Below are 12,980 nucleotides of genomic sequence, written 5' to 3'. Positions count from 1 at the left end.
GACAGGGATCAGATAGGCTATCGCTATCAAAAATTCTGATAACGGAGCGACCGGATTCATGGAACGTAACCGATCGAGGGATCTCAAACCGATCATCATGCTTGTGCTTGCAATCGTGATCGTCGCCGGACTTCTCTGGAGTTATAACCAACTGATCAGCAAGGAAGAAGCAGTGGACTCCTCATGGGCGCAACTGGAAAGCAATTACCAGCGGCGCCATGACCTGATCCCCTCACTGGTAGCCACCGTCTCCCGTTATCTCGAACATGAGCAGGAAACCCTGCAGGGCGTCGTGGAAGGCCGGGCGCAGCAGGCCAATGCCAATGTTTCCCGGATACTGGAGGCTGTAAACAGCGCCAGCACGACCGCCGAAGAGGCCACCGCCACCTCTGCCAGCGAGGCACCGAAGAATGAGGAAACGCTGCGGCGTATCGCCCGGGCCCAGGCACAACTTTCTGTCCAGTCCCGGCACCTGATGGCGGTGGTGGAGAACTACCCGCGACTACACTCCTCCGACCAGTTCCTTACCCTTCAGGCGCAGATCGAGGGCGCGGAAAACCGCATCAACGTTGCCCGCATGCGATACAACGATGCCGTGGAGGCCTATAACGCCGCCATTCGTCGGATACCGGGTAACCTCTGGGCCAGCCTTGGGCAGCTTCAGCGCAAGGCCTACTTTGAAGCCGATGAGGAGGCAGAGGATGCCGTTACTCCGGTTTTCGATTAATGCCCTGGCGCTACTGCTGCTTGTCGCCTGTTCCCGGCCTGATTCGTGGCTTGAAGACCATACCGGCCTGCTGAGCGAAGGCCAGGCCGCCTATCTGGAGAACTACCACGCACATCTGCTGGAGGACCACGGCATCGACTACCGCGTGGTGATTGAAGACGGCCACGCCGACATTAACCGACGTTCCGTAGAGTGGTTTGAGAATCTTGCGGTGGGTGGTCGCAGCGAGAACGGTAAAGGCCTTCTGCTGTTGCTGGACCCCGAACAGGACCAGGTACGGATTGAAGTTTCCCAGGCCCTTGAAGGTGTCTATCCCGACGCCCTGATCAGCTACCTCGAACACCGGCAGATGGTGCCCTTTTTCCGCGATGGACGTGTTGCCGACGGTATCGTGGCCACCACCGAACTGATCGTGACCCGCGCCCAGGAGGCTGAAGCCAACCAGGCCTTTGATCCCTCTACCCTGCCCGCGGCAACCGGCGGCGCGGGCGCGACCGTGGACGCCGATCTGGGCAAGGGCCGGCCTTCGTCAGACACTACGCAACCATCAGGCATGGCAGCCCCCCAGGGCGGACCAAGGCAGACTGTCGACGCCTATCTCCACGCCATGGACAACCGGAATGATAACCCCGACTTGCCAATCTACACCGGGGCCACCCGCAGGATGCTCGCCGAATGGACCATGACGCCGGCCCAGATGGACAATGTGGTTCGCGCCTATCGAGCCTGTAGCGAAGGAGAGGTACTGACATCCACTGACGGGCAGTTTGCGGTGCTCCGGTACGGCATGGATGAACGCCAGTGCTCCCCCTGGTTTCTTCAGAACGCCGGCAATGGCTGGAAACTCGACCTGACCGTACTGCAGCAGGCGATTGGTTTTGGCCGAGACAACACCTGGCATTTCCGGCGCCAGGAGTTTCATCGCTATCGGTTTGCCTTTATGGACTGGCGTCTGGACGGCAATGGCTACCCGCATTCCGAGCGTATGCTTCGTTGGGGGCTATCCACTGCCACCAGCGATGAGCAACAGACCTTTGTCATCGGGGTTCAACCGGCATCGGCCGCTGCGGAATTCGGATTTCAGTGGGGGGACCGCCTGGTGTCCTGGAATGGAACTGACGTGGAGCACCACCGCCACGCCCTGCAACTCATGGGGCAGGCCAGGACAGGCGAAGAACAGACGATCATTATTGAGAGGGCTGGTCAGAGCAGGACGCTGCAAGGTCCTGCCCCTGAAAAACCAGATCAGTGATAGTGTCCCCGATTAGGGCCGCTGACCGGTCTTAACTCCTTGTTGGTTATCGCTTTGCCTCGTAAACGATGTTGAACGGCGTTTCCGTGGCACGACGGAAATGGCTGAAGCCGGCGTTCCTGAAAACCTCCGCCATACGGGTCTCTCCCGCCTGGTTACCAAGCGCCAGCCCGACGTCCTCCGAGAGCGAATGGGGACAGCAGATTGTGGTCGAGCCGCAGTAGAACAGACGGCCTACGGTATTGAGATTGTCCTCTACCCTGTCGTGGGCGAAGGGCTCAACCAGCATGACCGTGCCGTCCTCCGCCAGCGTATCAACCGCGTGGCGGGCGGCGCCGACCGGATCACCAAGGTCATGGAGGCAGTCAAAAAAGCACACCAGGTCGTAGCCGCCTTTGGGAAACGTTTTGGCGGTGGACGTCTCAAAGCTCACCCGGTCATCCACACCGGCCTTCCTGGCATTTTCCCGGGCGGCGGCAACCGAATCCGGGTGCGCATCAAAGCCGACGAATCTGGAGTCCGGATAATGTTCGGCCATGATGATGGTGGAATGGCCATATCCACACCCCACATCGGCCACCTTGGCGCCGGCTTCAAGCTTCTGGGTCACCCCATCCAGCGCCGGTAACCAGTTGGACGCCAGATTGGCCCGGTATGGTGCCCGGAAGAAGGCGGCACTACCACAGAATAGCCGGTGGTGATGCTCCCCCCAGGGAATGCCCTCCCCCGTGCGGAAGGCATGGATCAGTTTGTCCTCGTCGAACCACACCGAAGCCGGTACCTCCCAGGCTGGCGGCACAAACACGGGACTGTCCTCGTCGGCAAGGACCATGGCCTGCTCGGGGGGCAGTTCGTAGGTCTCTCCGGTGCTGTCATACTCAACGTATCCGCCTGCAGCCTGACTGTTGAGCCATTCCCGCACATACCGTTCGGCGCAGCCTGCACGTTCGGCCAGTGCCCTGGCGGTCAGGGGGCCGGCATTGTGCATGGCCCTGTAAAGACCGCATCTATGCCCGAGGCTAACCATCACGCCACCGAAGCCGGCGGCCAGGTCACCAATGGCCTGCTGTACGAACTGGTCGAGTTTGGCGTCATTGATTGCCTTCATGTCGGTTTCCTCCTGCCGATTTCATCCGGCGCCGGAGCAGGGAGTGCCTGTTGGCGCCTTTCCCTGATAATCGTGGCCATTGAGGCCTCGATCAGGAAGTGCCAAACTCGTCCAGACCGGTCCATTTCCGTCAAAGGAGCACAAACATGGCACCCGGGGCACCACTCCATGTCTCCCTGGTCGCCGTTCCGGGCACCCTGTCGATGCCGGTTGCCGGCCTTTACGAGGTGCTGAACGCCTTTCCCGTGCTTGCCAGCTTCTATGATGACATTCCGGAGGTCAGCCCGTTCCAGGTGGAGATTGTTGGTGCTGAGCAGACCACCATGGCAGCCGCCAGCGGTTTGCCGATTACCATCCAGCGTGCGTTCCGTGATGTCGTCAGCACCGATATCGTCATCGTACCGACCATGGCGGTCGACCAGAATTGGCGGCCAGGCCGGCATCCCGAACTGGTGGAGTGGTTACAGGCCATGCATGGTACCGGCACCGTGCTCTGTTCAGCCTGCACCGGGCTGGTCATCCTTGCGGAGACCGGCCTGCTTGATGGCCAGCGGGCCACCACGCACTGGGCCATAGAGCCCGTTGTCAGGGCCTGTTTCCACGAGGTGGAACTGTGCCTGAATGAAGTGCTCCTGACCGCGGGACAGCAAGAGGAACTGGTCATGTCTGGCGGCGGGGCATCCTGGCAGGATCTCGTCCTCTACCTGATTGGCCGTTTTGTCAGCCCGGGCGCATCCCGGGCCATGGCGAAGTTCGAAATGCTTGAGCAGCATGCCGAAGGCCAGGCGCCCTACCTCCCGTTTCTGCCCCCGGTCCAGCATGGCGACTCACTGATCCGGGCAGCCCAGCACTGGTTGGAAACGCATTTCACGGACGCGGGTCCCGTTGCAGGAATGGCCGCCATAGCGAACCTGTCGCCCCGTTCCCTGGAGCGTCGGTTCAGACGGGCCACCGGCTATTCTCCTATCGACTACGTGCAGCGTGTTCGCATCGAGGAGGCCAAACGACGGCTTGAACAGACCGATGCCGCCATCGACCAGATTGGCTGGGACGTCGGCTACCAGGACCCGGCAGCATTTCGTCGCCTGTTCAAGCGGATCGCCCGGGTGACTCCCGGTGCCTACCGCCGGAAATTCGCCGTTCCCGACCTTGGCCAGAACACTACAGGCCATCTATCACGCCCCCTCTACCCGAAGCGAAGCACCGGAGGCAGCAAAAGCGAGCAACCGCTCGAATAATAGCCTGTCCTGGGCTATGCTGTTCCGCTACAACAATGGAGAACTCAGGGCCAGGCGAAGGTTACAGATTGGCCCTGACCATACAGGCTCCCTGCGAATAACGCTCAAACCAACAACCAAACCAAGGAGTTACAGGCATGTTCGAGAATCTGTTTTCACTGGAAGGCCGCGTTGCCCTGGTCACCGGCGGCTCCCGGGGGATCGGGAAAATGATCGCCGCCGGCTTTATCGCCCAGGGCGCCAAGGTCTATATCTCGTCCCGCAAGGCCGAGCAGTGCAACGCCGCCGCCGAGGAACTGTCCCAGGGTAACGGGCGCTGCATTTCCCTGCCCATGGACCTGTCCACCGTCGATGGCTGCAAGGCGCTGACCGAAGAACTCAAGTCCCGGGAGGATCACCTGGATATCCTGGTGAACAATGCAGGCGCCGCCTGGGGTGCGGATTTCGAGGAATTCCCGGAGCATGGCTGGGACAAGGTCATGGACCTGAACCTGAAGTCTCCGTTCTTCCTGACCCAGGCCCTGCACGGCATGCTGAAGGCCGGCGCCTCCGACCGGCAGCCCGCCAAGGTGATCAACATCTGCTCCATCGACGGCATCCGGCTGAATCCGTGGGAAACCTATTCCTACCATGCCTCCAAGTCCGGCCTGATCTTCCTGACCCGTCGTATTGCCGCCAGGCTGATCAATGATGGCATTGTGGTGACCGGTATCGCCCCCGGGCCTTTCCCGTCCGAGATGAACCGCACCGCCCGGGACGAGGCCGACGAAGTGGCCAGGAAGACACCGGCGGGCCGCGTGGGTAACGACGAAGACATGGCCGGCGCTGCTATCTACCTGGCCTCCAGGGCCGGCGACTATGTGGTGGGTGACACCATCGCCGTGGACGGTGGCCACGCCTACGCCCGACTGGCGTAAGCCCGGCAATACCTGTCCGATCCAGGCACCCGACGAGCGTCATGCCCTACACCGGGCATGGCGCCGTCCGTTCCCGGTGCCTGGCTACCCATCCCTTACTCACCCTGTCTGACACCAGCTTCCATCTCACCGGATGGCGGAAACTGATCATGACCTTTCCACCAGATGCCCTCGTTTTACAAAGTGCCCACTGATCCCCGGCCCAGTTTCGGTATGATAGGCGCTTTTAGTCATAGCCTACTGTCAGGAGGACAGGCGACGTGCCCCACATCCTGAGCGGTCTTTTCCGCCATCCATTAACGCTCATGATCGTGGCCGTAGGCCTGTGGATGCTATACCCACCGCTGGTAAACGAACTGGTTGACCAGCTCAGAACCTTCTACGTCGCGGCCGTGGCCCATACGCTGGCTGCGCTGAGCATGTTGGCCTTTACCGCAGTAGTGCTGCTTCGCCAGGACCGGCGACTTGTCCCGAAGCTCCTGGAGCGGAGTAACCTCCGCCGGGTGTCTCTGCCGACCCTCATGTCCGGCTTCCTGATCTGCGCCAATCATCTGCTGTTGTATTTTGCGCTGGAGGTGACAACCGATTTCGATGTCATTGCCATCCTGGTGTTCGAAACCTGGCCCATCCTGTTTTTCTACATCGATAGCGCCCTGCGCCGGGACCGGCGGAAAACCTCCATCAACGACTACATATTCTCCGGGGCGGCCTTTGCCGGATTCCTGGTACTCACCACACCAAACTTCGATGTCGCGGACTGGTTGCTGCTGGACAGCCCGATGCTGAATACCATGGGGCTTGCCGGCCTGGGCGGCCTGGCCATGGCGGTTAACTGCTTCTTCCGCATGAAATGTATGGATGCCTGGCAGGCCCTGTCGGAAGATCGCAGTCTGGGGCTTGATGGCTTCAGGCTGGGCCTGTTGACGGAAACTGGCGTGCGTACCGTTGCGGCGCCATTACTCATCGCTGCCTTCCTGTTATCGGGCGATCCGGTACCGGAAGCCACCACGTCAGACCTGTTACTGCTTGGTTTCGTCGGTTTCGTTATTCTGGGTGTAGGCAGCCTGCTCTACGACCTGTCGGTGTTCAATGCCAAGAACGCCTCCATTAGCGCCCTCTGGTACCTGATGCCGGTGGGTGCGGTGATCATCCTGGCCCTCATGCAGGGGCGATTCCTCAATCAGTACGAGGCCATCGCATCGGTACTGATCGTTTCCTCCAACATCTTCCTGGGACTGCGCTACCCCCTGCGTTCCTCGTTGCTTGTCCTGTTCGTTTCCGTCTGTCTGATCGGGATCTGGTTGCTGTTCGCCCCCCTGTTCACCATCGACCATTATTATGACCTGCTGGCGGTATCCACAGTGTTCTTTGTCCTGCTGGCCTCCTTCGCCCTGGAGCGCACCACATCCCTGAACCGGGAACGGGAAAGCCTGCTGGGGGAGTTCCACGAGCAGTTGCTGGCAGTCCTGGAGCGCCCCTCCGTCACCGCTGATGGCGGGGACCGCGAGACCTTCCTCGGACATATCCGGCAGTACGCACTCTGGCACATGCACAGCTTCCTGCGGGCCTTTACCAGCCTTTCTGCCCTGGCAGACACCCAGGGCCACGTGGAAAAACTCAAGTATGCCCTGGTGCCGCTGGTCAGACGTGACGAGGCTGCGCGGGCTGACCTGCTGGCGCTGTTCCGTGTCGGTGACAAACTGATGACCCTGGAGAGCGACCGAATTCCCGCAGAGGAGATGATCATCCTGATACTGCTGGGAGCCACCAACGTATTCTTTTCCCTGGTCTTTCGACCGGACAGCCTGTCGGCCGGGATATTTGCGCTGATCGTGGCCACCTCCATGATCTACCTGCTGCTGATCATTCACGAACGGGACAAGTACGCCCAGGTGCGCCACGACCACGGCCAGGCCTGCTCTCATATGCTGGACTACCTCAATAGCCACGCCGGGCACAATGCGGACTCTTCCCAGGTCCGGGCCGTCCAGGACCGCATCCAGACCGTTATTGATGAGCGGGCACAATCCCTCCACAGCCGCGGCCGCTCCTACTGGATCTTCGGGATCTTTGTCTTCCTGTTCAGCGGTTTTGGCTATGGCCTGATGTACGATTCCCTGAACCGTCCGCCAACGGCAGAGAACTCGCCACTCATGGCCAGTACCGATGATCCCACCCAAGCCGTCCATGTGGTGGCTCCGAACTGGCCATCAGCCCGCCTCAAGGCACACATCCTGGCGGGTATCATTGATCAGCATACCGAGTTCCGCGCCCGTATCGCTTCACCGGTACCCACCGAGCAGGCGTTCGTGGCCATGGATGACGAGGACGGTGGCATCAGTATTCACCCGGAGATCTGGGAGGAAAACAACCATGACCTGATTCGTCGCTACGTCCGTGCCTTTGGCAGTGTCAGCCTCGGCCAGCAGTCCGTCACCGGCAAACAGGGACTGTGCTACACAGCGGGCAACGCGGGTGACGGCAAACCGTTATCCCTGGAAGAACTGAACTCACCAACCATGGCCAGCCGGTTCGATATGACCGGAGATGGCAAGGGGGATATCTGGATCGGCACCGACGGCTGGACTTCCGTTGACATCGAGCGCCGGCGATTACAGGCCTACGGGCTGGACCGGTTCTACCAGTTTCATGTCTTCGATCGCGATGTCCAACAGATGTTGCTGGACCGCAATAGCCGGCAAGGCGTGCCGACGTTATTCTTCTGCTACCACCCCGACGCCCTCTTTACCAACCCGGATATCCGCCTGGTTGACGAACCGGCCCACGACAAGGCGCTCTGGAAAAAGATCATCAGTGCCCGGCAATCGGAGTTGCCCGACCAAGGCACCTCCTGGCCCGAAGTTCGACTGAGGGTCGCCTATCGGAGCGATCTGGCTGAGACCTCCAGGGAGCTCGCGACACTGCTGGACAATTTCGTCATCAGCAACCCGGAACTGCTGGACATGTTGAGGGAGCTACAAGGCGGAACCCCCGTTGAGGTGGTTGCGGCCACGTGGATCCAGACACACGAGGATACGGTCCTGACCTGGCTGACAGGGTTCCGTTTGTAGTCAGTTGATGTTTTTTCTGTCACTCGTGGTATGGTCCTTATCGGGTCGGCTCAGCCTGTTCCCATTTCAGGGAGGAAGAGCCGAAGACGTGACACAAGGAGACCCGTATGAAAACCCAGACTGATTTTACGCCCACTCTTTCCGCCACCCTTCGTTTCTGCACCGCCGTGCTTTTCGGCCTGATGCTCTCCGGCCTCGCCCAGGCCGCGTCCCTCACGGAGGACCAGGTGCAGTCTTTTATCGACAGCATGCACGACACTGAAAAGCTACGGGAGGAATTTCCGGAACTGGACACCGAGATGGAACCCGAAAACCATGATATGGGTCGTCCCATCTCCAGTTCACTGAGCACCCTGGACGACTCCCCGGAAGCCAGGGATCGCCTGGAAGAGATTGTGGAAGACCACGGTTTTGACAACATCGAGCAATGGGCAGATGTAGGGGACCGTGTGTTTATCGCAACCATGGCGATCTCGATCCAGGACATGCCCCCGGAGCAGCGGAAGATGGTTGAGTCCATGGCCAATCCGGACATCGACCCCGAGGCCCATGAAGCCACACAGCGCGGTATGAATGAGATGGCCAGGAACATGAGGAATATGCTGGCCGCCGCCGACCGTGCCTCGCAGGAGGACATCAAGGTCGTCAGGCCTTATGTCGACCAGTTCAGGGCCCTTGGTGAAGAATAGTCGCTGAACCTGCCCCTGACGTGGCCGGGAATTTCCCGTTTCCGGCCACGCCTGTGTTCCCATGACCGGGATACAGAGGAACCACCTTCACCCTGCCCCGTCTCTGTCAACGCACCACAAACACCGAGATCTTCGCATCCCGCACCAGATTGGCCGCATTGGACCGGATGAAATGCAGCTTGTCGCCAATGCCGGGCACATGGGACGCCATGACGATCAGGTCCGCCCCGGTCTCGTCGGCCGCTTTAACCAGTCGCTTTTCCAGCTCAACGACCGTATCCGGTGACTCGATCAACGAGTAGCTGGTATCGATGCCATGGTCCCTGCCCTGCTCCTCCGCAAACAGCCGCAGCTCGTCCTCCAGCTCACGGGTACTGTGGGCTGCGGACGATGGTGTCCGGTTGGTCACCGTGACGTAGTGCAGGGCCGCATTATAGTGCTTGGCGATGTCGATGGACGTATTCAGCGCCTTGGCAAGCTTGTCGATGTGGGCGAGATCAACAGGTACCAAAATCCTGGAGTACATGGCCGCCTCCCTTGATTGACCAGTTTTTTGTCTTGCCTTATTAAAGGATCTGGGGCCGGATGGTATCGAGATCAAGACTGGTATAGGTAAACTGGCCGCAAAGGAAACAACCACAAGGAATCACCATGAAAAAGCACTGGCTGGCCCCTATCGCCCTGCTTCTGACAGGCACCCTGCTCTGGACAATGGCCCTGTCCGCCCACGCCGACACATCGGTCTGGAAGGTCACGAAAGGCGACCACTACCTCTACGTCGGCGGCACCATCCACCTCCTGAGCAAGGACGACTATCCCCTTCCCGACGGCTTCACCAGCGCCTACCAGGACTCGGACATGGTCGTGCTGGAAACCGACATCGCGGCCCTGCAGACCACCGAGTACCAGCGGAAAATACTGATGGCCACCACCTACTCCGGTGACAACAGTGTGCTCCAGCACCTTTCCGATGACACCGTCGACCTGCTCAGGGATTACCTGGAAGAGAGAAACATACCCACCGCCCCGCTTTTCCGGCTAAAACCCGGCATGCTGTCGATGACGCTATCCGTACTCGAACTTCAGCAACTTGGCCTTACTGAGGCGGGGGTGGACCAGTATTTCCGGCTACAGGCGCTGAACGACGGCAAGGAACTTGGCTACCTGGAATCCCCGGACCAGCAGATCCAGTTCCTGGTCGATATGGGCAAGGGGCAGGAAGACGAGTTGATCCGGCATACCATCCTGGAAATGAAGCAACTCCCCCGGGACATGGAATCCATCCGCACCGCCTGGCGTAACGGCGATACGGGAAAACTGGCGGCCGCGGGCCTGGAACGCTGGGTAGACCGGTTTCCGGACCTGTACGACATGATCCTGGTGGACCGTAACCGCGACTGGATACCGGAGATCGAACGCCTGTTGGGCACCGGGGACATTGAGCTGGTCCTTTTCGGGGCCCTGCATCTGGTCGGAGACGACGGTGTCCTGGCCCTGCTGGAAGACCGGGGGTATCAGGTGGAGCAGGTTGACTGGTAGTGTCGTGTCCTGCACCAGCATGAACCGCCTGAACGAGGTCACCGGTGAGAACGATTGCAGTGAGGGTCGGCCTGTCCGTCCTGGTATCTCTGATGATCTACCTGCTCGTCGCCATGGGGCTGATCATCAGCGATTCCCATCGTGAACCACCCGCCGACAAGGAGCCTTTGTCCTTCGGGGCGCTGACCGGTGATATCGGTGAACTGCCGCCCCTGGAAGGCTACCAGGCCCGTGACGGCAACACCCTCTCCTACCGACTCTACCCCTCCGACTCCGAGCAAGTGCTGATACTGCTGCACGGCTCCGGCTGGCATAGCCGATACCTGGCGCCAATGGCCCGCCGGATCAGCGCTGGCGGTTATGCCAATGTGATAACGCCGGATCTGAGGGGGCATGGCCCCGCCCCGATACGCCGGGGCGATATCGACTACACCAATCAACTGGTGGACGACCTGGCGGACCTGATCGATCACGTGCGGAGGGACCGGCCGGAAGCCACGCTGGTGATTGGCGGCCACTCCTCCGGTGGCGGCCTGGCGCTGCGATTCGCCGGCAGCCGCTATGGCGAACAGGCTGATGGTTACCTGCTGCTGGCGCCCTGGCTGCAATACAACGCGCCCACCATCCGCCCCGACGGTTCCGGCTGGGCCACCCCCTACACACGACGCATTATCGGCCTGACCCTGCTGAACAACCTGGGCATCAGCGCACTCAACAACCTGCCCGTGATCCGGTTCAACATGCCGGCGGACGTGCGGGACGGCACCGAGACGCTGAGCTACTCCTACCGCCTCAACACCGGCTATGCCCCCCGGGACTACACGGAAGCGCTCTCTGCCATCAAACAACCGCTACTGGTGCTGGTTGGAAGCGATGACGGGCTCTTCTATCCGGAGAAGTTCAGGCCGGTGGTGAACCGGTATACGGAAGGGGATGTACGAGTGATTGACGGTGCCTCGCACCTGGGTATCGTGACGGACGAGTCTGTGGTGCCGGCCATCGGGGACTGGCTTGAGGACTGATTCCAATCATGACTGCCGGGGGCAGTGTTCGCCCCCCGGCAGTTCCGCCACCCGGTCAGAAGTTGGACAGGCCGGAGCTGGTGCAGCTCGCCCAGTTTCCGATGCAGACCCGGCCAGCGTTACGCAGGCGACTGTTGGAGATATGGGCGGTGGAGCTGTAGCTGTCCGTCCGGAAGATGCCCTCACTCATGTTGGAGATATCACAATTGTCGACGGTGACATTGATCTCGAATCCGGTGCCGCCGTTCTGGCGCAGGAATTTGCCCATGTTGTCGACAACGCAGTTGGACACGGTCAGGTTGGTTGAGGCATTCACCTGCAGGAATTTGTCCGAGCCGTTGTAGCCCTCTATATTGCGGACGGTGACGTTGCCCTCGGACTTGACGGTCATGGCGTCCTCGCCCACATCCATCCATAGGATGTTTTCCAGGGTGCCGCCGTTATAGACGTGGATGCCATCCGCGCCATTCTGGCCAATGATCACGTTCTTGAGGGTGGCCCCGTTCTCCAGGCGGAATACCGGGTCCTGGCCTTCGCTCTGGCCACCGTCGCCCAGGGCGGAACTGGCGTTGAAAGTCTGGCACTGGCCGTCGAAGGTGCCGCCGTTGACCACGATGGTCTCGGGTACGAAACGGCTGCCGGTGGATTCACAGCTGGATCCTTTACCAACGGGACCGCCGGGGTTCGAGCCAGAACCACCATCGTCACCTCCGTCCACCGGCTGGAAGCGCCATTGCTGGTTCACGGCGCCAGTGGAGGACCACTGGCGGATATCGCCACCATTGGCCGTGCTCCATGTCCAGACGTCCAGCGGCAGCCCGCTGTGGCGGGAGCTGATGGTGTGGTAGCCGTTGCCGGCGTTGTCGATGGCCCACTGCTGGTTGTAGCCGCCGCTGAACTGCCACTGGCGGATTTCTCCGCCCGGCTCCGTGCTCCATTCCCATACGTCCAGGGACTTGTCGCTGTGTACCGGGCGAATGGTGTAGTAACCATTGTCAAGGTTGGTGACGTTAAACTGCTGGTTTTCGTCCCCGGTGTATTCCCACTGGACCACATTGGCACCATCGGCAGTGCTGTTGCCGTCCACATCCAGGGCAAGGCCGCTGTGGCGGGAGATGATGGCATAGCGACCGTTGTCGATCGCCATCGCCGTTATTGTCTGCGTCGAGAGAACCGCAGCCAGTAGTGGAACAATTACAGAAGGTTTCATTATCGGGACTCCATTTGTTGTGGTTGTCTACGGCCCGTCCGGGGCAGTCGTTAACCACCATGGCTGCCCCGCACGTTTGCCGGAGCGACCGGACCCTCCTGGCCCGCCCACTCCATTCGCGTTTTCTGCCCGACAGCATGTTCAGAACGACAGATAGGAAACCGGCTACAAGGTAACCAGACCCGGCCAGCAGCTTAACCGTGTACC

11 protein-coding genes are annotated in these 12,980 nt (G+C 60.3%); 8 read left to right on the top strand and 3 right to left on the bottom strand.

What is annotated here, in order from left to right; genetic code table 11:
* The first annotated feature begins 58 nt into the window (after window positions 1-58).
* Complete coding sequence (locus ACJO2E_RS14400; protein ID WP_406964718.1) at window positions 59-727, top strand: LemA family protein; 669 nt, start codon at window positions 59-61, stop codon at window positions 725-727.
* Window positions 702-1,979 (top strand): TPM domain-containing protein, encoded by a 1,278-nt coding sequence (locus ACJO2E_RS14395; RefSeq protein WP_406964716.1) that lies wholly within the window; start codon window positions 702-704, stop codon window positions 1,977-1,979. The genes ACJO2E_RS14400 and ACJO2E_RS14395 overlap by 26 nt, the downstream gene beginning before the upstream one ends.
* Before the next feature lie 46 nt (window positions 1,980-2,025).
* Here the strand turns inward: ACJO2E_RS14395 and ACJO2E_RS14390 are convergent, their stop codons facing one another.
* A complete protein-coding gene (locus tag ACJO2E_RS14390; RefSeq protein ID WP_406964789.1) occupies window positions 2,026-3,078 on the bottom strand; it encodes a class I SAM-dependent methyltransferase in 1,053 nt (350 codons plus the stop codon).
* A 155-nt stretch (window positions 3,079-3,233) separates the two neighbouring features.
* Here ACJO2E_RS14390 and ACJO2E_RS14385 point away from each other — a divergent pair, with 155 nt between their 5' ends.
* The 4 genes from ACJO2E_RS14385 to ACJO2E_RS14370 all read left to right on the top strand — a co-directional run bounded on the left by ACJO2E_RS14385 (window position 3,234) and on the right by ACJO2E_RS14370 (window position 9,002).
* Window positions 3,234-4,325, top strand: a complete 1,092-nt coding sequence (locus ACJO2E_RS14385) for a GlxA family transcriptional regulator (RefSeq protein ID WP_406964714.1) — start codon at window positions 3,234-3,236, stop codon at window positions 4,323-4,325.
* A 137-nt stretch (window positions 4,326-4,462) separates the two neighbouring features.
* Window positions 4,463-5,242 (top strand): SDR family oxidoreductase, encoded by a 780-nt coding sequence (locus ACJO2E_RS14380; protein WP_406964712.1) that lies wholly within the window; start codon window positions 4,463-4,465, stop codon window positions 5,240-5,242.
* 260 nt (window positions 5,243-5,502) lie between these two features.
* Complete coding sequence (locus ACJO2E_RS14375; RefSeq protein ID WP_406964711.1) at window positions 5,503-8,313, top strand: glycine betaine ABC transporter substrate-binding protein; 2,811 nt, start codon at window positions 5,503-5,505, stop codon at window positions 8,311-8,313.
* A gap of 107 nt (window positions 8,314-8,420) precedes the next feature.
* Window positions 8,421-9,002 carry a hypothetical protein gene (locus ACJO2E_RS14370; protein ID WP_406964710.1) on the top strand — a complete coding sequence of 194 codons (582 nt, stop codon included), beginning with the start codon at window positions 8,421-8,423 and terminating at the stop codon, window positions 9,000-9,002.
* A 106-nt stretch (window positions 9,003-9,108) separates the two neighbouring features.
* On the opposite strand, the gene ACJO2E_RS14365 is transcribed toward ACJO2E_RS14370, so the two are convergent.
* Entirely contained in the window at window positions 9,109-9,528 is a 420-nt protein-coding gene (locus ACJO2E_RS14365) for a universal stress protein (protein ID WP_406964708.1), read from the bottom strand.
* Between the two features lie 125 nt (window positions 9,529-9,653).
* Between ACJO2E_RS14365 and ACJO2E_RS14360 the strand changes: the two genes are divergently transcribed.
* Entirely contained in the window at window positions 9,654-10,541 is an 888-nt protein-coding gene (locus ACJO2E_RS14360) for a TraB/GumN family protein (RefSeq protein ID WP_406964706.1), read from the top strand.
* A 44-nt stretch (window positions 10,542-10,585) separates the two neighbouring features.
* Window positions 10,586-11,563, top strand: coding sequence for an alpha/beta hydrolase (locus ACJO2E_RS14355; RefSeq protein ID WP_406964705.1), 978 nt, complete (start codon window positions 10,586-10,588; stop codon window positions 11,561-11,563).
* 55 nt (window positions 11,564-11,618) lie between these two features.
* Here ACJO2E_RS14355 and ACJO2E_RS14350 read toward each other — a convergent pair whose 3' ends face one another.
* Window positions 11,619-12,773: a pectate lyase gene (locus ACJO2E_RS14350; RefSeq protein WP_406964704.1), complete on the bottom strand. Its 1,155-nt coding sequence runs from the start codon at window positions 12,771-12,773 to the stop codon at window positions 11,619-11,621.
* Window positions 12,774-12,980: the final 207 nt, after the last annotated feature.

It is taken from the genome of Marinobacter shunpengi (assembly GCF_045449695.1).
Taxonomy (GTDB): Bacteria; Pseudomonadota; Gammaproteobacteria; order Pseudomonadales; family Oleiphilaceae; genus Marinobacter.
Note: the sequence above shows the minus strand (reverse complement) of the source record. Positions and strands in the feature narration are given on the sequence as shown.

What these genes read in the sequence shown, in the direction of transcription:
- ACJO2E_RS14400 (WP_406964718.1), top strand. Translation starts at nt 59, where the DNA reads ATGGAACGTAACCGATCGAGGGATCTCAAACCGATCATCATGCTTGTG.
- ACJO2E_RS14395 (WP_406964716.1), top strand. Translation starts at nt 702, where the DNA reads ATGCCGTTACTCCGGTTTTCGATTAATGCCCTGGCGCTACTGCTGCTT.
- ACJO2E_RS14385 (WP_406964714.1), top strand. Translation starts at nt 3,234, where the DNA reads ATGGCACCCGGGGCACCACTCCATGTCTCCCTGGTCGCCGTTCCGGGC.
- ACJO2E_RS14380 (WP_406964712.1), top strand. Translation starts at nt 4,463, where the DNA reads ATGTTCGAGAATCTGTTTTCACTGGAAGGCCGCGTTGCCCTGGTCACC.
- ACJO2E_RS14370 (WP_406964710.1), top strand. Translation starts at nt 8,421, where the DNA reads ATGAAAACCCAGACTGATTTTACGCCCACTCTTTCCGCCACCCTTCGT.
- ACJO2E_RS14365 (WP_406964708.1), bottom strand. Translation starts at nt 9,528, where the DNA reads ATGTACTCCAGGATTTTGGTACCTGTTGATCTCGCCCACATCGACAAG.
- ACJO2E_RS14360 (WP_406964706.1), top strand. Translation starts at nt 9,654, where the DNA reads ATGAAAAAGCACTGGCTGGCCCCTATCGCCCTGCTTCTGACAGGCACC.
- ACJO2E_RS14350 (WP_406964704.1), bottom strand. Translation starts at nt 12,773, where the DNA reads ATGAAACCTTCTGTAATTGTTCCACTACTGGCTGCGGTTCTCTCGACG.